The following is a 19806-nucleotide window of genomic DNA, read 5'->3' as shown; positions in this document are numbered from 1 at the left end:
AAAGGGGGTCCCTCTTCGACGCCGATCGGGGGTCCCTTTTGAACGCCGTTTGACACTCGGCTGACAATGAGAAGCGCGCCATGATCGGCAAGAAATGCTCGAAGGGCGCTCTTCGTAACAGGTTTAAGGTTCCCATCGGGAAGTCGCTCGACGCATGAGATGTCGCCGCTGGCGATCTGTTTCCGAAAGTCGTCAAGCGCCCGCAGATTACGCGCAAGCATTTCATCCGGCTCGGTGAGGATTTCCTCGATTTCCGGTTCATCGCGCACCTTGGCGCGTTTGCGCGCCCATATGAAGGTGCAGCCCCCGGCAAAAAGCAGAACCAAGCCGCCGCCGTGTGCGATCCGATCCTGAGCAGCGATCACGACCACAGCTAGCAATACGACGACCACCGAGGCCAATTGCGCAAGGTGAAGTCCGTTGCGACGTTTGCGCCCGCGCCTCGCCGCTGATGCCATCGCATCGCGAACGGTATCCGAAATGACGGATTGCAGGGACGTTCCTGCGGGTTGCCTCAGAAACGCAATGAAGCCGTCCCGAATTTTGACGAACTCGGCGGGGCGAAGAGGCAAGGGTTCTCGCATCTATCCGCTGGCATAAGCACCGGGAGGCGAATCTTCAATCCGGAGGGTGTCCGCGATGTTCAATATCGGCGCGTCATGATGCGCAGCGTAGCCGGTGTCGAAATTAAATTTGCACCACCAGCGCACCACCAGAGCGATTTTGGCGGCCCCCGGCGGGGTAAAAATATCGGCTAAGTCATTGAAATATTGGTCGGGACGAGAGGATTCGAACCTCCGACCCCCACACCCCCAGTGTGATGCGCTACCAGGCTGCGCTACGTCCCGACCGGAGGGCGCCCTTTAGAAGCAGCGGCACGAAGTTGCAAGGGCTGTTGTCGACGCCGGGTGCAACTCGGCCCGCGCCCTAATCATATTGCCTCTTGCCCCCTGTCTGTGTTAGCCGCCCGCGCTTGATGCGTGGATGCCGCATGGCCTTCCGCGACCGACAGAAAACAAGGCGAAAGTCCCACCCATGTTCATTACTCCAGCCCTGGCCCAGACTGCGGGCGGGCAAGCGTCCGGCGCCGGCATCCTGGTGCAGATGGCGCCGCTGGTCCTCATCTTCGTCGTCTTCTATTTCCTGCTGATCCGTCCGCAGCAGAAGAAGATGAAGGAACATAAGGCCAAGATCGACGCGGTGAAGAAGGGCGACCAGGTCGTCACCGGCGGCGGCCTTGTCGGCAAGGTGGTGCGCGTGGACGACATCTATGTCGACATCGAACTGGCGCCCGGCATGAAGGTGAAGGCGGTCAAGTCCACCCTGGCCGAAGTGATCGATCCGGCCACCGCCAAGCCAGCGAACGACTGACCGCACGCATGCTGAACTTTTCCCGCTGGGCGATCTTCGGGATCCTCCTGCCGCTGGCGATCGGCGTGCTGTGCGCCATCCCGACCTTCCTGCCAGAAGCGACGGTGGCGAAGCTGCCCGGCTTCATGCAGACGCGCGTCAATCTGGGCCTCGACTTGGCTGGCGGCAGCCATCTGCTGCTGGAAGCCTCGACGCAGGATGTGGCGAAGCAGCGCCTTGCCAACATGGAGGAGCAGATCCGCACGGAGCTGCGCCGGACCGACCCCCGGATCGCGATCGGCGACATTTCCGCGCGCGACGGCAAGTTGAGCTTCATGGTGCGCGACGCGAGCCAGGTCGATGCCGCGGTCGAACGCATCCGTCCGCTGACGCAGGGCGCGGGCCTGACCGGTCAGCGCGACTTCAATGTCGAGGTGGTGAACAGCACGACCATCGTCGTCACCCCGACCGATGCGGGCATCGACAATGCGGTCAAGAGCGCGATGGAAGTCGCGACCGAGGTGATCCGCAAGCGCATCGACGAAATGGGCACGCGCGAACCCACCATCCAGCAGCAGGGCAGCAACCGTATCGTCGTGCAGGTGCCGGGTCTTCAGGATCCCAAGGCGCTCAAGGACTTGCTGGGCCAGACAGCGAAGCTTGAATTCAAGCTGGTCGATGTCAACGCCAATCCGTCCGAAGTGGCGCAGGGCCGCGCGCCGGTGGGCAGCGAAGTGCTGCCTTATCCCGGCAATCCTTCGGGTGCGCCGGTGATCGCGGTCAAGCGGCAGGTGATGGTGTCGGGCGAGGACCTGACCGACGCGACGCAGGGATATGACCAGAACAACCAGCCGATCGTCAATATCCGCTTCAACGGATCGGGCGGCCGCAAGTTCGGGCAGGTGACGTCGCAGAACGTCAACCGCCCCTTCGCCATCATCCTGGACGGCAAGGTGCTGTCCGCGCCCAACATCAACGAACCGATCCTGGGCGGCAGCGCACAGGTGAGCGGCAACTTCACGGTGGAGAGCGCCAACCAGCTCGCGATCGCGCTGCGGTCGGGCAAGCTGCCGGTCGATCTGACGGTGGTGGAGGAACGGACCGTGGGGCCGGGCCTGGGCGCCGACTCCATCCGCGCGGGCCTGATCGCATCGATCATCGCCGTGGTCGCGGTCGCCGCCTTCATGTTCGTAAGCTATGGCCGCTTCGGCATCTACGCCAACATCGCCGTCGCCATCAACGTGGCTGTAATCCTGGGCGTGATGGGGATGCTGGGGGCCACGCTTACGCTGCCGGGCATCGCCGGCTTCGTGCTGACCATTGGCACGGCGGTGGATGCCAACGTGCTGATCTATGAGCGCATCCGCGAGGAAAGGCGGCGCGGCCGCAACGTCGTCGCGTCGATCGAGCATGGCTATAAGGAAGCCAGCCGCACCATCTTCGAAGCGAACGTCACCCACGCCATTGCCGGGGGCATCATGCTTGCGCTTGGATCGGGGCCGGTCAAGGGTTTCGCCATCGTGCTGCTGATCGGCATCGCGACCAGCGTGTTCACCGCCGTCACCTTCACGCGCCTGCTCGTCGCCCGCTGGGTTCGCACCCACCGCCCGACCGAAATCCATATTTGACGGGGCGGGAGAGAAACCTATGAAACTGCTCAAACTCGTCCCCGACAATACCAACATCGGCTTCGTCGCGATGCGCAAATGGGCGTTCGCGCTCACCGCCCTGCTGACGGTGCTGGCGGTGGGCGCGACAGCGCACCGGGGCCTCAACATGGGCGTCGATTTCGTCGGCGGCCTGATGATAGAGGCGAAGTTCCCGCAGGATGTGGAAACGGACAAGGTTCGCTCCACCATCGCGGCCTTGAAGGTCGGCGAAAGCTCGCTGCAACAATTTGGCGATCCCAAGACGGTGCAGATCCGCCTGCCCCTGCCCGAACAGGGCGGCGCGGGCGCCGCCAACGCGGTGGTCGAAAAGACCCGCAAGGCGATGGAGGCGCAATTCCCCGGCGTCACCTTCTCCCGCTACGACACGGTATCGGGCAAGGTGTCGGGCGAACTGATCCAGACCGGCGTGCTGGCGGTCATGCTGGCGGTGATCGGCATCGCGATCTTTTCCTGGTTTCGTTATGAATGGCAGTTCGGCGTCTCGACCTTCGTCGCGATCATGCACGACGTTCTGATGACGCTGGGCTTCTTTGCCATCACCCAACTGGAATTCGACCTCAACATCGTGGCCGCGGTGCTGACGATTGTGGGCTATTCGATCAACGACAAGATGGTGATCGACGACCGCATCCGCGAAAATATGCGCAAATATCGCAAGATGGACATGAAGGCGCTCATTGACCTGTCCGTCAATGAAACGCTGCCGCGCACGGTCATGACCTCGGTCACCATCCTGCTGGCGCTGGGCGCGCTGCTGCTGTTCGGCGGCCATGTGCTGCGCGGCTTCACCGCCGCGATGATGCTGGGCGTGGTGGTCGGCACCTATTCGTCCATCTACGTCTCGTCCTCGTTGCTGATTTCGCTGGGGCTCACCCCGGCAGCGGCAGAAAAGAAGGCGTCGAAGAAGGGCTATGCCGGCAATGCCGAGCGGGTCGGACCACGGGATGACGGGGCGCGGCCCTGAGCGACGCCACTTCCGGTTCGGGGGGCATGCAGCTCCGCCGCGACGATAGCGGGCAGGGGCCGATCGTCACCGGCTTTCAGGGCCGGGGATTCCGGGTGCGGGACGATGTGTTTCCCGACGGCCTGCTGCTCAGCCCCGTCCGCGCGCTGGCGTGGACAGGCGCGCCGGCGGTGGATGCGTTGACGCCCGAAGCGCTGGGCGACCTGCTGGTGCTCGATCCCGCCCCTGAATTCCTGCTGCTGGGCACTGGCGGCGGATTGCGCCAGCCGCCCCGCGCCTTCGTCCGCATGCTGGAGAACAGGGGCATCGGCGTGGAAGCGATGGACAGCCGCGCGGCCGCGCGCGCATGGGGCGTGCTGCGCGCCGAGGATCGCTGGATCGTGGCGGCGCTGCTGCCGCTCTGACGGGACCGCGCCCCGCCTGCCTTGCGCCCGTGGCGATATCCGCTTAAGCATGGGGGCAAGTTCCGGTCCCGTTTCGGGTCTGGCGATCATAGAAAGTTACGGCCCTGGTGCAGCATAGCCGCCCATCGCCGCAGAGTTCCGGCCCATCCGGCCTCAAGACGGGCAAGCATGCCCGCTCCGGTCCGGACAATGGGAGCAAGGCTGCGGCCAGTCCTCCCCCGTCGAAGCGGGGCCTTGGCGCTCATGGGCCGCGTGAACGGCGTTCCTACGCCGCCATCGACCTTGGCACCAACAATTGCCGCCTGCTGATCGCCAAGCCTTCCTCGGACGGCTTCATCGTCATCGACGCCTTTTCCCGCATCGTCCGCCTGGGCGAAGGACTGGCGGCGACTGGCCGGATCAGCGACGCGGCGATCGATCGCGCCATTGCCGCCCTGTCGGTCTGCGCCGACAAGCTGCGCCGCCGCCATGTGACGCTGGCCCGGTCGGTCGCGACGGAAGCCTGCCGCCGGGCGTCGAACGGCGCGGAATTCATCCAGCGCGTCTATCGGGAAACCGGCATCGCGCTCGACATCATCAGCGCGCAGGAAGAGGCGCGGCTCGCCGTGCTGGGCTGCCATGCGCTGCTGGAACCGGGCGAAGGGCCGGCGTTGATCTTCGACATTGGCGGCGGATCGACCGAGCTGGTGCTGGTGGACGCGCATGGGGACGGCGCGCCGCACATCGTCGATTGGGTGAGCGCGCCCTGGGGCGTGGTGTCGCTGACGGAAAGCGAGGCGTTCGACCATGGCGATCCGGCGGAACGGCTCGCCGCTTACGGCCGCATGCGCGCACGCGTGGCCGAAGCCTTTTCGCCGCTTGCCCGGCGTCTACCGCGCGAGGCGGAGGGCATCCGCCTGCTCGGAACGTCGGGCACGGTGACGACGCTGGCCAGCCTGCATCTGGGCCTGCCGCGCTACGACCGGCAGGCGATCGACGGACTGATCGTGCCATGCGAATCGATGCGCTCCATATCGAACCGGCTGTCGGGCATGAGCCTTGCCGATCGGCAGAAGCTGCCCTGCATCGGCACTGAGCGCGCCGATCTGGTGGTGGCGGGATGCGCCATATTGGAATCCATCCTCGACATCTGGCCGGCGCAGCGGCTGGGCGTTGCCGACCGTGGCATCCGCGAAGGCATATTGCGCGGCCTGATGGACCGCGACGGGAGGGTAATGTGAGAGGGGCGGGCGCGGGCAAGGTCCGGGTCAAGTCCGCCAAGGGCCGGACCGCGCAATCGGTGCGCTGGCTGGAGCGGCATCTGAACGATCCCTATGTCCGCAAGGCGAAGGCGGAAGGATGGCGCAGCCGCGCCGCCTTCAAGCTGATCGAGCTGGACGAGAAATTCCACTTCGTGAAGGGATCGAAGGCGGTCGTGGACCTGGGCGTCGCGCCGGGCGGCTGGGCGCAGGTCGTGCGCAAGATGGCGCCAAAGGCCGCGGTGGTGGGCATCGACCTGCTGCCGACTGACCCGATCCCCGGCGTCACCCTGTTCGAAATGGACTTCATGGACGACAAGGCGCCCGACCTGCTGCGCGAGGCGCTGGGACAGGAACCGGACCTCGTCATATCCGACATGGCCGCCAACACCGTGGGTCATGCCCAGACCGACCATTTGCGCACCATGGCGCTGGTCGAGGCGGCGGCTTGGTTCGCGGTGGAAAATCTGCGCAAGGGCGGTGCCTTCGTCGCGAAAGTGTTTGCAGGCGGCACCGATGCGGAATTGCTGGCGCTGCTCAAGAAGCATTTCACCACCATCAAACATGCCAAGCCCCCGGCCAGCCGCAAGGGCAGCGTCGAATGGTATGTGGTGGCGCAGGGATTCAAGGGCAGGCCGCAAGCGCCCGCCGATCCGGGCTGACGATTAAGGGGGCAGGGGGCATTTGGTCGCAACGGTTTCGACGGTCGCCTATCTCGGGCTGGAGGCGCGCGGGGTCGAGGTGCAGTGCCAGCTGGTCCCTGGCCTTCCCAATTTCATCCTGGTCGGATTGCCCGACAAGGCGGTCGCCGAAAGCCGCGAGCGCGTGCGCAACGCCATCGCCGCCATCGGCCTGTCCTTGCCGCCGAAGCGCATCACGGTGAACCTGTCGCCGGCCGACCTGCCCAAGGAAGGATCGCATTTCGACTTGCCGATAGCGCTGGCGTTGCTGGGGGCGATGGGCGTGATCGACGCGGAAACGCTGGCCGGCTATGTCGTCGTGGGCGAATTGGGGCTGGACGGCCGCACCGCGCCGTCGCCCGGCGTGCTGCTCGCCGCCCTGCATGCCGGGAGCCGCGATCTGGGACTGGTCTGCCCCGCGGCGCAGGGGAGCGAAGCGGCGTGGGCGGGGCAGGTGGAGGTCGTCGCCACGCCCGATCTTTTGAGCCTGCTCAACCATTTCAAGGGCATGGCTGCTCTCTCGCCGCCGAAGCCCGGCGTCGTCGAGGCCCCGGCGCGGACGGCGGACCTCAAACAGGTGAAGGGGCAGGAGGTTGCCAAGCGCGCCCTGGAGATCGCGGCCGCGGGCGGCCATAATCTGCTGATGGTGGGGCCGCCGGGCGCAGGCAAGTCGCTGATGGCAAGCTGCCTGCCGGGCATCCTGCCGGACATGACGCCGGCCGAGGCGCTGGAAAGCTCCATGGTGGCGAGCGTCGCGGGCACGCTGGAAGGTGGACGGATCAGCCGCGCGCGGCCCTTCCGCAATCCGCATCACAGCGCGTCGATGGCGGCACTGGTCGGCGGCGGGCTGAAGGCGCGGCCGGGCGAGGTCAGCATGGCGCATCTGGGCGTGCTGTTCCTCGATGAACTGCCTGAATTCCAGCGCACGGTGCTGGATTCGCTGCGCCAGCCGCTGGAAACCGGCGAAGTGACGGTCGCGCGCGCCAATGCGCATGTGACCTTTCCCGCGCGGGTGCAGCTGATCGCGGCGATGAACCCGTGCCGCTGCGGTCATCTGGGCGATCCGGCGCTCGCCTGTTCGCGCGCGCCGCGCTGTGCTGCGGATTATCAGGCGAAGGTGTCGGGGCCGCTGCTCGACCGCATCGACCTGCATGTCGAGGTGCAGGCGGTGACTGCCGCCGATCTCGTCCTGCCGCCCCCGGCGGAAGGGTCCGCCGAGGTGGCGGCGCGGGTGGCGGCTGCCCGATCGGTGCAGCATGCGCGGTACGCCGGCAGCGCGACCCGGACCAATGCGGAGGTGGACGGGGAACGGCTGGAGGAGGTTGCAGGGCCGGATGAGGCGGGGCGGCAGTTGCTGGCGCAGGCCGCGGCCGCGATGAAGCTGTCGGCGCGGGGCTATACGCGCGTTCTGCGGGTCGCGCGGACCATCGCCGACCTGGGCGGCGCGGAACGGGTCGGGCGCGTCCATGTCGCCGAAGCGCTCAGCTACCGCCGCCGCGCACCGGTGAACTGACCGGCTGTCCAGAGGGACATTGGCGCGCGTCGGGCGGGCATGTTAGGCTTGGTCCATGCCAGCCCGCCTCATTCTGCCACCCCTGATGTTCGGCCTAGTTGTCCTGGCGCTGCTGACGGCGGGGGACGCGGCCTTCTGGACCTTGCGGCATGCGCTCTACGAACTGCCGGCGCGCGCTATCACGGTGGCGGTGCTCGTCGGTCTCTGGCTGGTGCGGGCCTATAAGCGGCTGGACCGCTAGCGACGGCTTGCCTTCGCTGTCAGCCCCGGCCGCCCAGATCGGCGACGCGCGCGGTGGCGATCCGCTGGGTTTGCAGCGCGTCCGTGCGCGCCTCCAGGAAACGGCGTGGATTGATCGGCTGGCCGTTCAGCCGGACTTCGAAATGGAGATGGGTGCCGGTCGATCGGCCGGTGGAACCCATGCGCCCGATCGTGTCGCCCCGCGCGATCCTGGCGCCGGTGCGGACGACGAACCCGGACAGATGGGCGTAGCGGGTCATGAGGCCGTTGCCATGCTCGACCTCCACGACATTGCCATAGCCCTGCCGCTGGCCGACATAGGTGACGCGTCCGGCGGCCGCGGCGTTGATCGGCTGGCCGTAACGGCCGGGGAAGTCGATCCCGGCATGGAAGGCGGCATGGCCGTTGAAGGGATCGCGGCGATAGCCGTAGGAACTGGTCATCATCGGCGCGGCGGTGGGCTGGCCCGATGGAATGGCGAGCAGGCTGCGTTCCAGAAATTCCATCCGGCTCATGGCGTCCGCCAGATGCTCCAGCTCGCCCGACATCGCGCCCTTTTCTCCCTTCCAGGGCACGAACGGACCACCCTGCGCCCTCGCGGCGGTGCGTGCGAGCGTCTCGGGGTTGAGCCCGAAGCTGCGGATCGCGGCGGCGGCCTTGTCGGACCGGCGCTCGACCGCGCGGGTCAGCAATTGGGCGAAGCGGCGCTGCCTCTGCTCCAGCCTGACCAGCGGCGCGGCTTCCGGGGCCATGCTGATCCTGGTGTGGAGCGTCGCGCTTTTCTTCACTGTGCGCGCGTCGTCCTTCTCCGCGCCGATCAGGTCGGCGCCGGCATCCTTGCCGTCATCGCCGAAATGGGCGCGGTAGAGATCGTCCATGAAATCCTGCCGCGCTTCCAGTTCCTGCGCCAGCGCCTCGACGGACTTGCGATAGCCGGCCACCTTGTCCGCCGCCTTCGCGACGGACCTGCCCTCCCTGGCGAGCGCGGCGCGCTGCGCGTCGATCTCCGCGCTGTTCGCCAGCATCGCAACCGTCACGCCACCCCAGCCGATCAGGGCGGCCGACAGCAACCCGGCGCCGATGATCTGCGCGCGGCGCGATATGCGGATGAATTTGACTTCGCCACCGGATCGCAGGAAGATTTCCCGCTCAGGGCAAAGGGCGTTCAGCCGGTCCCGAAGGCCAGCCAGACCCTTCTTCTTCTGCTGCGACAAAATGACCCCATGACTCTTATGCGACGAGTCGGGGCGCTAGCAAAGCGCTGCCGCTCGCGCGAATCCGCCTGCGCGGACTCGTGACGAACGGGATCACTGGTGCGGTGAAATGAAGATGCGGCCTTTTGGTTCCCGGCCGATAAAAAAATTTCCCGTCACGCGCGGCATCGTGTGACATTGGCGCGCAGCGCCGCTTCCGCCTGCGTGGCCGGCACCGCTGCCCCGAAATGATAGCCCTGCCCGACATGGCATCCTCCGGCGCGCAGATAGTCGAGCTGCATGGGGGTTTCCACGCCTTCCGCCACGGTGCGGATGCCAAGGCTGTAGGCAAGGTTGAGCACCGTGCGGACGATCGCTGCGTCCTCCGGGTCGGTATGCAGGTCGCGGACGAACTGCCGGTCGATCTTGATCACGTCGATCGGAAACTGCTTGAGGTGCGACAAAGAGGCATAGCCGGTGCCGAAATCGTCGAGCGCGATGGTGAAGCCTGCGTCGCTGAAGCGGTGCAGCGCGCGGGCGACCCGGTCGGCGTTGCGGCCCAGGAACACCGACTCGGTTACCTCCAATTCCATCATCGACGGCGGCAGGCCCGCGGACGCCAGTCGTCCCAGCAACCAGTCGGCAAAGGCTTCGTCATTGAGGTCCGCGCCCGACACGTTCACGGCGACATGCCCGAAATCCAGCCCCGCGCGCCGCCAACGCACGCAGTCGCTCAGCATGCCCTCGATCATCAGCCGGGTGACGGCGGGCCCCAGTTCGGGATGTTCGAACGCTGCGGCGATGTCGCCGGGCATGATGACCCTGCCGTCTTCGGTCGGGCACCGGAACAGCGCTTCGAACCCGACGATCCTGCCGGTGTCGAGCGCGACCTTGGGCTGGTACCAGGGGCAGGGTTTTTCCTGCGCGATGACCTGGCGCGCCCGGTCGAGCATGGCCGCTTCCCGGTTCCAGTTGTCGAGCAGCGCGTCATTGAACAGCGTGGCGCGGCCGCGGCCGTTATTCTTCGCGTCGTACAGCGCGATGTCGGCATGTTTGACGAGCGTTTCGACGTCGCTGCCATGGTCGGGATAAAGTGCCACGCCCACGCTTGCCCGGCTGTCGATCGACCGGCCGCGATACTGGACCGGCGCGTGAAGCAGGTCGGAAATCCGGGTCAATATCCGCGCCACGACATCGTCGCCGGGAAGGGAGGTGAGCAGCACCGCGAACTCGTCGCCGCCCATGCGCGCGACGATGTCGCCGGGCCGTACCGCCTGTTGCAACCGTTCGGCGACGGCGCAGAGCAGGGCGTCGCCCGCATCATGGCCGGCGGTGTCGTTGACCCGCTTGAATTCGTCGAGGTCGATCAGCAGCACCGCGAAGCGGGACGGCCGCTCGCCCGCCGGTTCCGCCGGGTGGCAGGCGCGGGTCAGGGCACGCAGGAAATGCGCGCGGTTGGGAAGGCCGGTCAGCGCATCGGACAGGGCCAGCCGCTCCAGATGCCGCTCGCCCTCCTTTCGCTCGGTAATGTCCACCACGCTCGTCATCACGCATGCTTCGCCGTCGATCTGGATGGCGCGCGCGGACAGCAGCACGTTGCGGGCAAGGCCGTCGCCGCGACGGACGCGGCATTCAAATGCATCGATCGCCTCGCCCTGCTTCAGATGCGCGAACAGCGCGTCGCGCGCGGCCATGTCGACATAGGTGTCGCCCACATTGTCCAGCACGGCGCCGCTGCCCGCCGCATAGGCGTCCACGGCGGCGCGGTTCTGCCGGATCACGGTCCCGTCCTGCCGGGTGACCAGCAGCGGCACGGGCACAGCCATGAACATGCGCTCCAGCGTGTCGCGGCTGTTGGCGAGGGCAGCCTGTGCCTCCCGCGCTATGCGGCCGGCGGTCCACGCCCTGCGCTGCAGGCGGTTGCCGCGCGCGATGGCCATCCACATGCCGCAATGGAGGATTGCCACGGCCATCACCATGCCCGGCACGGTGGGGGAGAGGGGCGCGGGCACCGAATAGCCGATCAGCAGCAATATGCCGCAGCCAAGGCCGCCGCCCACATTGCCGCGAAAGCTGGTCGGAACCACCAGGTAGAAGACGAGCGGCAGCATGACGAGCACGAAGATGGCGATGTCGCTGCGCGAACTGACCAGGAAGGCGACGCCGACGGCGGTCACTAGCTGCCAGGCAAAGCAGATGCGTTCGACGGCGCGGAAACTGGTCATCCGGTCGGTCAGGGACAGGCAGAAAAGCGACCACAGCACCACCGCCACGCGCGCGGGCACGGCCACCCAGAAATGCGGTGTCCCGGCAAAACGCCAGTCGCTGATCAGGAAAAGGGCGTTCAAAAGAGCGGAGAGCATGAAAAGCAGCCGCGCATGGCGGCGGGATTCCGGCAGGTGATCGGCCTGAAACGCCGATTCCCTGGTGCGATTGCGGAACTCGCCGGTAAAGGAAGAAATCTGGGTCACGGGTCGCCTGTGCTGAAGTAGCGGAAACGCTAGGCCGGCATGGTTACCATTTCCCTAATTCATTGTATTTTCGCGGCTTGGCGCGTCGTCTGCGCCGTCGCTTGACCGTCTGCCCGCGCATCGCTATAGGCGCGGCTGCCCAGCGGCCTGCCGTGCGAAGACTCGTCTCCCTGCGACTATCGGCTGAGCGACATTAGAGCTGAACATTGCCGGGTGCTCTTGCGGCTCCAGGGGGCTTATGCCCACCGGGGCCTTTGCTGTTTGGAGGAATCCTCTTCCTCCGGGCGGCATGCAAACGCGGGAATGCCGGTAAAGTAACTGAAAAAGGTGAAGGGCTTCATGCCAACGATCAACCAGCTGGTCCGCAAGGGCCGCGAATTGCAGAAGACCAAGTCCAAGGTCCCTGCCATGGAAGCGAACCCGCAGAAGCGCGGCGTTTGCACCCGCGTCTATACGACGACCCCGAAGAAGCCGAACTCGGCGCTCCGCAAGGTGGCGAAGGTGCGTCTGGTCAACCAGCGCGAAGTCATCACCTATATTCCGGGCGAAGGCCACAATCTTCAGGAGCACTCGGTGGTGCTCATCCGTGGCGGCCGCGTACGCGACCTTCCCGGTGTGCGTTACCATGTGCTGCGCGGCGTTCTGGATACCCAGGGCGTCAAGGATCGCAAGCAGAGCCGTTCCAAGTACGGCGCGAAGCGTCCGAAGTAAGAAGGGGAGACCAGAAATATGTCACGTCGTCGTCGCCCCGAAAAGCGCGTCATCCTGCCGGATCCCAAGTTCGGTGATGTCGTGCTGTCGAAGTTCATGAACAGCATCATGCAGGACGGCAAGAAGGCCGTTGCCGAATCGATCGTCTATGGCGCTCTCGAAACCGTCGAGACCCGCGCCAAGAAGGATCCGATCGGCATGTTCCACGATGCGCTGAACAATGTGAAGCCGGGCATCGAGGTCCGCAGCCGCCGCGTTGGTGGTGCGACCTACCAGGTTCCCGTCGAAGTGCGTCCGGAACGCGCGCAGGCGCTGGCCATCCGCTGGCTGATCACCGCCGCGCGCAACCGCAGCGAAACCACGATGGCCGCGCGCCTGTCGGGCGAACTGCTGGACGCTGCCAACAACCGCGGCAATGCGGTCAAGAAGCGCGAAGACACGCACCGCATGGCGGAAGCGAACCGCGCCTTCTCGCACTACCGTTGGTAAAAGGGCGGGCGGGCACCTATATGTCCGCCTTCTCAATCAGGTTTCTGAAAGTCGGTCCGTTCGCCAAGGGTGCTACCCATGGCGGACGGATTGGTTTAGGGGCCTCGCGCACATCCTAAACGAATCCCCAACCGCCGGCGCGCCGGCAACGGAGAAGCATCATGGCCCGCAGCCATCCGCTCGAACGCTATCGCAATTTCGGTATCATGGCGCATATCGACGCCGGCAAGACCACCACGACCGAGCGTATCCTTTACTACACCGGCAAGTCCTACAAGATCGGCGAAGTCCATGACGGCGCCGCCACGATGGACTGGATGGAGCAGGAGCAGGAGCGTGGCATCACCATCACGTCGGCTGCGACCACCTGCTTCTGGAACGACCACCGGCTGAACATCATCGACACCCCCGGCCACGTCGACTTCACCATCGAAGTCGAGCGCAGCTTGCGCGTGCTCGACGGCGCGGTCGCCGCGTTCGACGGCGTTGCGGGCGTGGAGCCCCAGTCGGAAACCGTGTGGCGCCAGGCGGACAAGTATAAGGTTCCGCGGATGTGCTTCATCAACAAGCTCGACCGCACCGGCGCCAATTTCTATTATTGCGTGCAGACGATCATCGACCGCCTGGGCGCGACCCCGGCCGTCCTGTACCTGCCCATCGGCGCGGAAAGCGACTTCAAGGGCCTGGTCGACCTGGTCGAAAACCGCGCGATCATCTGGAAGGACGAGAATCTGGGCGCCGAATTCTCCTATGAGGAGATTCCCGCCGATCTCGCCGACAAGGCCGCCGAATATCGCGAGAAGCTGATCGAGCTTGCCGTCGAGCAGGACGACGAGGCGATGGAAGCCTATCTCGAGGGCAATGAGCCCGACGTCGCGACGCTGAAGGCGCTGATCCGCAAGGGCACGCTGGGCCAGGCCTTCACGCCTGTGCTGTGCGGCTCCGCGTTCAAGAACAAGGGCGTTCAGCCCCTGCTCGACGCGGTCGTCGACTATCTGCCTTCGCCGCTCGACATTCCCGACGTGCAGGGCATCAACCCCGACACCGAGGAACCCGACACCCGCAAGACCGCGGACGACGCGCCCTTCTCCGGCCTGGCGTTCAAGATCATGAACGACCCGTTCGTCGGCTCGCTCACCTTCCTGCGCGTCTATTCGGGCACCCTGACCAAGGGCAGCTACCTGAACTCGGTCAAGGACAAGAAGGAAAAGATCGGCCGCATGCTCCTCATGCACGCCAACTCGCGTGAGGACATCGATACGGCTTATGCGGGCGACATCGTCGCGCTCGCCGGGCTCAAGGAAACCACCACCGGCGACACGCTGTGCGCCGAGCGCCAGCCGATCATCCTGGAGCGGATGGAATTCCCCGAGCCGGTCATCGAACTGTCGGTGGAGCCCAAGACCAAGGCGGACCAGGAAAAGATGGGCGTCGCCCTCAACCGCCTGGCTGCCGAGGATCCGTCCTTCCGCGTCTCGACCGACCATGAATCGGGCCAGACCATCATCAAGGGCATGGGCGAACTTCATCTCGAAATCCTGGTCGACCGCATGAAGCGCGAGTTCAAGGTCGAGGCGAATGTCGGTGCGCCGCAGGTGGCCTATCGCGAATATCTCAAGAAGCCGGTCGACATCGACTACACCCACAAGAAGCAGTCGGGCGGCACCGGCCAGTTCGGCCGCATCAAGGTGAAGCTGACGCCGGGCGAGCGCGGCGCTGGCATCATCTTCAAGGACGAGATCAAGGGCGGTAACATTCCCAAGGAATATATCCCCGCGATCGAGAAGGGCATGCGCGAGACGGCGGCCACCGGGTCGCTGATCGGCTTCCCGATCATCGACTTCGAAATCCTGCTCTACGACGGCGCCTATCACGACGTCGACTCGTCGGCGCTGGCGTTCGAAATCACGGGTCGCGCCGCGATGCGCGAAGCGGCCCAGAAGTCGGGCATCACGCTGCTCGAACCGGTCATGAAGGTCGAAGTCGTCACCCCGGAGGAATATCTGGGCGACGTCATCGGCGACATGAACAGCCGTCGCGGCCAGATCCAGGGCACCGACACCCGCGGCAACGCGCAGGTGGTCGAGGCCATGGTGCCGCTGGCCAACATGTTCGGCTATGTGAACTCGCTGCGGTCCTTCACCCAGGGGCGCGCGAATTACTCGATGATCTTCTCGCACTATGACGAAGTGCCGCAGAATGTGGCGGACGAAGTCAAGGCGAAGATGGCCTGACGACTTTCTCCGGCCAGGCCGTGAAAACGGCTCGGTTAGGGGCTGGTAATATCGAAATTTGCTGCTATGGACGCGCCTTCGCAAGGCGCGGCCGAGCGGTCAAACCACACGGATTTGATTAGAAGGTAGGAAAAAATGGCTAAGGCTAAGTTTGAGCGGACCAAGCCGCACTGCAACATCGGCACCATCGGTCACGTCGACCATGGCAAGACCTCGCTGACCGCGGCGATCACCAAGGTGCTGGCCGAAACCGGCGGCGCGACCTTCGTCGACTATGCCAACATCGACAAGGCGCCCGAAGAGCGCGAGCGCGGCATCACCATTTCGACCGCGCACGTCGAGTATGAGACCGAAGCGCGTCACTATGCGCACGTCGACTGCCCGGGCCACGCCGACTACGTCAAGAACATGATCACCGGTGCCGCCCAGATGGACGGCGCGATCCTGGTCGTTTCGGCCACCGACGGCCCGATGCCGCAGACCCGTGAGCACATCCTGCTCGCCCGTCAGGTCGGCGTGCCGCAGCTCGTCGTGTTCATGAACAAGGTCGATCTGGTCGACGACGCCGAAATCCTCGAGCTGGTCGAGCTGGAAATCCGCGAGCTGCTGAGCTCGTACGACTTCGACGGCGACAACATCCCCGTCATCGCCGGTTCGGCCGTGAAGGCGCTGGACGGTTCGAACGACGAGATCGGCAAGCAGGCCGTTCTGAAGCTGATGTCGGCCGTGGACGAATTCATCCCGCAGCCCGAGCGTCCGGTCGACAAGCCCTTCCTGATGCCGATCGAAGACGTGTTCTCGATCTCGGGTCGCGGCACCGTCGTCACCGGCCGTGTCGAAACCGGCATCATCAAGGTTGGTGAAGAAGTCGAGATCGTCGGCCTGAAGAACACCGCCAAGACCACCGTCACCGGCGTGGAAATGTTCCGCAAGCTGCTCGACGAAGGTCGCGCGGGCGACAATATCGGTGCGCTGGTGCGTGGCACGAAGCGTGAAGAAGTCGAGCGTGGTCAGGTTCTGGCCAAGCCCGGCACCATCACCCCGCACACGGAATTCGACGCGGAAGTGTACGTCCTGTCGAAGGAAGAAGGCGGCCGTCACACCCCGTTCTTCGCGAACTATCGTCCGCAGTTCTACTTCCGCACCACGGACGTGACCGGCGAAGTCGTTCTCCCCGAAGGCACCGAGATGGTCATGCCCGGCGACAATGTGAAGCTCGGCGTCAAGCTGATCGCTCCGATCGCCATGGACTCGGGTCTGCGCTTCGCCATTCGCGAAGGCGGCCGCACCGTCGGTGCAGGGGTTGTCGGCACGATCTCGAAGTAATATAGGACCGCAGCGGCGCGGATCGCCTGATTCGCGCCGCTCGGTATTTCTGCCGCCCCGGATCGCCTTTCTCCGGCTCTGACGAGCTAGAAGGGCAAACGGGGCGGATATTTTTTGTTGGAGCATTTTCATAAATCATCGGCTGCTCCGGCTGATTTAGAAAATGTTCCAGGTTTTTGGCTCTTTCGCATCGGTACAGGAACAATGGACAGCAATATCCGCATTCGCCTCAAGGCGTTCGATCATCGCGTGCTCGATCAGGCGACCGGCGACATCGCCGACACCGCCCGCCGCACCGGCGCCCTCATTCGCGGTCCGATTCCTCTTCCGACGCGCATCGAAAAGTTCACGGTCAACCGTGGCCCGCACATCGACAAGAAGTCGCGCGAGCAGTTCGAGGTCCGCACCTACAAGCGCATGCTTGACATTGTGCAGCCGACGCCGCAGACGGTCGACGCGCTGATGAAGCTGGATCTGGCTGCCGGCGTGAACGTGGAAATCAAGTTGGCCTGACGCCGACAAGTCCCTGCCACCCGCAAGGAGGGCAGGGTATCGGGTATCGCGCCGAGGCGTGAGCTCAAACGACACTAGGGATACCGCATGGACCATCCGGTGAACCGGAAAGTCCATGGTCGCAAGGTCCCCCGTCGCCTTCCCCGAGAGGGGTCGGCATCCAACCCTGACGGGGTGATCGCATTATTTGGGTTGGACCGCGCGGGAGAGATTCCGAGCGGTTTTTTCGTTGGATACGCCCGCTGCTACGGCGGGCCTCTATGGGAGTAATCAGTGATGCGCACAGGCGTGATCGCTAAGAAAGTCGGGATGACCCGTCTGTTCCAGGAGGACGGACGTCATATACCGGTTACGGTTCTGGCCCTTGAGGGCAATCAGGTCGTGGCCCGCAAGGAAAGCGATCGTGACGGCTATGTCGCGGTTCAGCTCGGCGCGGGTGCCGCGAAGGTCAAGAATGTCGCCAAGCCGCAGCGCGGCCACTTCGCCAAGGCGGAAGTGGAGCCGAAGGCGCGTCTGGTTGAATTCCGCGTCGCCGAGGATGCGCTCCTCGATGTCGGCGCCGAGATCGCGGCCGATCACTTCATCGCCGGCCAGCTGGTCGACGTTGCCGGTCACACTCAGGGTAAGGGTTTCGCCGGTGCCATGAAGCGCTGGGGCTTCGGGGGCATGCGCGCCACGCACGGCGTGTCGATCAGCCACCGTGCCCACGGTTCGACCGGTAACCGCCAGGATCCGGGTCGCGTCTTCAAGAACAAGAAGATGGCGGGCCACATGGGCGACCGCGAGCGTACCCAGCAGAATCTGGAAATCGTGCGCACCGACGTCGAGCGCGGCCTGCTGTTCGTCAAGGGCAGCGTTCCGGGTGCCAAGGGCACCTGGCTGACCGTCTGCGACGCGGTCAAGGTCAAGCGCCCGGCCGACGTGCCGTATCCGGCCAGCCTGAAGCAGGCTGCCAACAGCAACAATGCTCCGGCCGAAACGCCTGCTGAAGAAGCAGCCGCTCCCGAAGCGACCGAAGGCCAGGAGGGCTAAACCATGAAGGTCAATGTACAGACCCTCGACGCCGCAGCCGCCGGTGAGCTGGAGCTGAACGATGCCGTGTTCGGCGTCGAGCCCCGCACCGACATCCTGCACCGCGTCGTCACCTGGCAGCTGGAAAAGCGCCGGGCTCCCGCCCGCGCCACCCGTGAGCGTTCGGACGTTGCCCGCACCGGCAAGAAATTCGGTCGCCAGAAGGGCGGCGGCACCGCTCGTCACGGCGATCGCAAGGCCCCGATCTTCATCGGCGGCGGTAAGGCGCACGGCGCCCGCGCCCGCGAGTTCGGCCACGACCTCAACAAGAAGGTGCGTGCGCTGGGTCTCAAGATGGCGCTGTCGGCGAAGGCCAAGGACGGTTCGCTGATCGTCCTCGACAATCTCGACGTGGCGGAAGGCAAGACCAAGGCTCTGGTCGCGCACCTCGCCAAGCTGAACCTCAACAAGGCGCTGTTCATCGACGGCGACGCGGTGAATGTCAGCTTCGCGAAGGCTTCGGCGAACATCGTCGGCGTGGACCTGCTGCCGGCCGTCGGCGCCAACGTCTACGACATCCTTAAGGCGGATTCGCTGGTGCTGACGCGCGCCGCGGTCGAAAAGCTGGAGGCGCGTTTCAATGGCTAAAAAGGAAGCCGCGACCGTGGACAACCGTCATTATGACGTCGTTGTCGCGCCGGTCATCACCGAGAAGTCGACGCTTCTCTCCGAAAACAACGCCGTGGTCTTCAAGGTCGCGAACGACGCGTCCAAGCCGGAGATCAAGGCCGCGATCGAAGCCATCTGGGGCGTGACCGTCAAAAGCGTGAACACGCTGGTCGCCAAGGGCAAGACGAAGCGCTGGAAGGGCAAGCCCTACAAGCGCAGCGACGTGAAGAAGGCGATCGTTCGCCTGGCTGACGGCCAGTCGATCGACATCACCGAAGGAGTGCGCTGATCATGGCGCTTAAGAGCTACAACCCGACCAGCCCCGCCCAGCGCGGCCTGATCCTCGTCGACAAGTCGAGCCTGCACAAGGGCAAGCCTGTCAAGGCGCTGACCGAGGGCAAGCGCAAGACTGGCGGCCGCAACAACAAGGGCCATGTGACCTCGCGCGGCATCGCCGGCGGTCACAAGCAGCGCTACCGCATCATCGACTTCAAGCGTCGCCTGTGGGACGTGGAAGGCACGGTCGAGCGTCTGGAATATGACCCCAACCGCACCGCCTTCATCGCGCTGGTCAACTATCCCGACGGCACCCAGGCCTATATCCTGGCTCCCCAGCGCCTTGCGCCGGGCGACAAGGTGATCGCGGGCAAGAAGACCGACGTGAAGCCCGGCAACGCGATGGAACTGGGCCAGATGCCGGTCGGCACCATCATCCACAATATCGAGATGAAGCCGGGCAAGGGCGGTCAGCTCTGCCGTTCGGCGGGCACCTACGCCCAGCTCGTCGGTCGCGATCGCGGCATGGTGATGGTCCGCCTGTCATCGGGCGAGCAGCGCTACATCCGTTCGGACTGCATGGGCACCATCGGCGCCGTGTCGAACCCCGACAACGCCAACACCAATCTCGCCAAGGCCGGCCGCAATCGCTGGCTGGGCAAGCGCCCGCTGACGCGCGGCGTGGCGAAGAACCCGGTCGATCACCCGCATGGTGGTGGTGAAGGCCGGACCTCGGGCGGCCGTCATCCGGTCACGCCCTGGGGCAAGCCGACCAAGGGTGCGCGCACCCGCCACAACAAGGCGACGGACAAGTTCATCATCCGTAGCCGCCACGCGAAGAAGAAGAGGTAAGC

General features: G+C 65.1%; 19 protein-coding genes, 1 tRNA gene and 1 pseudogene. 17 read left to right on the top strand and 4 right to left on the bottom strand.

Features of this window, described 5'->3' with window-relative positions; genetic code table 11:
• Together AX724_RS19155 and AX724_RS19150 are read right to left on the bottom strand one after the other, a co-directional pair.
• A pseudogene (locus AX724_RS19155) lies at positions 1-584 on the bottom strand (hypothetical protein); the annotation flags it as partial.
• Between the two features lie 187 nt (positions 585-771).
• Positions 772-848 (bottom strand) — tRNA-Pro (locus tag AX724_RS19150).
• A gap of 187 nt (positions 849-1035) precedes the next feature.
• Here AX724_RS19150 and yajC point away from each other — a divergent pair.
• From yajC to AX724_RS23690, 8 genes are all read left to right on the top strand, one after another.
• Positions 1036-1371, top strand: a complete 336-nt coding sequence (yajC, locus tag AX724_RS19145) for a preprotein translocase subunit YajC (RefSeq protein ID WP_066769689.1) — start codon at positions 1036-1038, stop codon at positions 1369-1371.
• Between the two features lie 8 nt (positions 1372-1379).
• Entirely contained in the window at positions 1380-2978 is a 1599-nt protein-coding gene (gene secD / locus AX724_RS19140) for a protein translocase subunit SecD (protein WP_066769687.1), read from the top strand.
• 19 nt (positions 2979-2997) lie between these two features.
• Complete coding sequence (secF, locus tag AX724_RS19135; protein WP_066769684.1) at positions 2998-3984, top strand: protein translocase subunit SecF; 987 nt, start codon at positions 2998-3000, stop codon at positions 3982-3984.
• 26 nt (positions 3985-4010) lie between these two features.
• Positions 4011-4388, top strand: a complete 378-nt coding sequence (locus AX724_RS19130) for an MTH938/NDUFAF3 family protein (RefSeq protein ID WP_082733604.1) — start codon at positions 4011-4013, stop codon at positions 4386-4388.
• 104 nt (positions 4389-4492) lie between these two features.
• Positions 4493-5608: a Ppx/GppA phosphatase family protein gene (locus tag AX724_RS19125; RefSeq protein WP_066769681.1), complete on the top strand. Its 1116-nt coding sequence runs from the start codon at positions 4493-4495 to the stop codon at positions 5606-5608.
• Positions 5605-6288, top strand: a complete 684-nt coding sequence (locus AX724_RS19120; RefSeq protein ID WP_066769675.1) for an RlmE family RNA methyltransferase — start codon at positions 5605-5607, stop codon at positions 6286-6288. The genes AX724_RS19125 and AX724_RS19120 overlap by 4 nt, the downstream gene beginning before the upstream one ends.
• A 22-nt stretch (positions 6289-6310) precedes the next feature.
• On the top strand, positions 6311-7819 hold the full coding sequence (locus tag AX724_RS19115) for a YifB family Mg chelatase-like AAA ATPase (RefSeq protein ID WP_066769672.1): 1509 nt from the start codon (positions 6311-6313) through the stop codon (positions 7817-7819).
• An 85-nt stretch (positions 7820-7904) separates the two neighbouring features.
• Complete coding sequence (locus tag AX724_RS23690; protein ID WP_197421632.1) at positions 7905-8060, top strand: hypothetical protein; 156 nt, start codon at positions 7905-7907, stop codon at positions 8058-8060.
• 19 nt (positions 8061-8079) lie between these two features.
• Here AX724_RS23690 and AX724_RS19110 read toward each other — a convergent pair whose 3' ends face one another.
• Positions 8080-9273, bottom strand: coding sequence for a peptidoglycan DD-metalloendopeptidase family protein (locus AX724_RS19110; protein ID WP_066769664.1), 1194 nt, complete (start codon positions 9271-9273; stop codon positions 8080-8082).
• Positions 9274-9428: 155 nt separating this feature from the next.
• On the bottom strand, positions 9429-11723 hold the full coding sequence (locus tag AX724_RS19105; protein ID WP_066769656.1) for a putative bifunctional diguanylate cyclase/phosphodiesterase: 2295 nt from the start codon (positions 11721-11723) through the stop codon (positions 9429-9431).
• 339 nt (positions 11724-12062) lie between these two features.
• Here AX724_RS19105 and rpsL point away from each other — a divergent pair, with 339 nt between their 5' ends.
• From rpsL to rplB, 9 genes are all read left to right on the top strand, one after another.
• Complete coding sequence (rpsL, locus tag AX724_RS19100; protein WP_007686591.1) at positions 12063-12434, top strand: 30S ribosomal protein S12; 372 nt, start codon at positions 12063-12065, stop codon at positions 12432-12434.
• 18 nt (positions 12435-12452) lie between these two features.
• Complete coding sequence (gene rpsG, locus AX724_RS19095) at positions 12453-12923, top strand: 30S ribosomal protein S7 (protein ID WP_066769654.1); 471 nt, start codon at positions 12453-12455, stop codon at positions 12921-12923.
• Positions 12924-13084: 161 nt separating this feature from the next.
• Positions 13085-15157, top strand: coding sequence for an elongation factor G (gene fusA, locus AX724_RS19090; RefSeq protein ID WP_066769652.1), 2073 nt, complete (start codon positions 13085-13087; stop codon positions 15155-15157).
• Positions 15158-15292: 135 nt separating this feature from the next.
• On the top strand, positions 15293-16483 hold the full coding sequence (gene tuf / locus AX724_RS19085) for an elongation factor Tu (RefSeq protein ID WP_066769646.1): 1191 nt from the start codon (positions 15293-15295) through the stop codon (positions 16481-16483).
• A 204-nt stretch (positions 16484-16687) separates the two neighbouring features.
• Positions 16688-16996: a 30S ribosomal protein S10 gene (rpsJ, locus tag AX724_RS19080; protein WP_007686587.1), complete on the top strand. Its 309-nt coding sequence runs from the start codon at positions 16688-16690 to the stop codon at positions 16994-16996.
• A gap of 276 nt (positions 16997-17272) precedes the next feature.
• On the top strand, positions 17273-18028 hold the full coding sequence (gene rplC, locus AX724_RS19075) for a 50S ribosomal protein L3 (RefSeq protein ID WP_066769644.1): 756 nt from the start codon (positions 17273-17275) through the stop codon (positions 18026-18028).
• Between the two features lie 3 nt (positions 18029-18031).
• Positions 18032-18655: a 50S ribosomal protein L4 gene (rplD, locus tag AX724_RS19070; RefSeq protein ID WP_066769642.1), complete on the top strand. Its 624-nt coding sequence runs from the start codon at positions 18032-18034 to the stop codon at positions 18653-18655.
• Complete coding sequence (locus AX724_RS19065) at positions 18648-18965, top strand: 50S ribosomal protein L23 (RefSeq protein ID WP_066769640.1); 318 nt, start codon at positions 18648-18650, stop codon at positions 18963-18965. Before rplD ends, AX724_RS19065 begins: the two co-directional genes overlap by 8 nt.
• 2 nt (positions 18966-18967) lie before the next feature.
• Entirely contained in the window at positions 18968-19804 is an 837-nt protein-coding gene (gene rplB / locus AX724_RS19060; RefSeq protein ID WP_066700952.1) for a 50S ribosomal protein L2, read from the top strand.
• Positions 19805-19806 lie beyond the last annotated feature (2 nt).

Origin of the sequence: Sphingobium sp. CCH11-B1 (genome assembly GCF_001556865.1) — a bacterium.
Taxonomy (GTDB): domain Bacteria; phylum Pseudomonadota; class Alphaproteobacteria; order Sphingomonadales; family Sphingomonadaceae; genus Sphingobium.
Note: the sequence above shows the minus strand (reverse complement) of the source record. Positions and strands in the feature narration are given on the sequence as shown.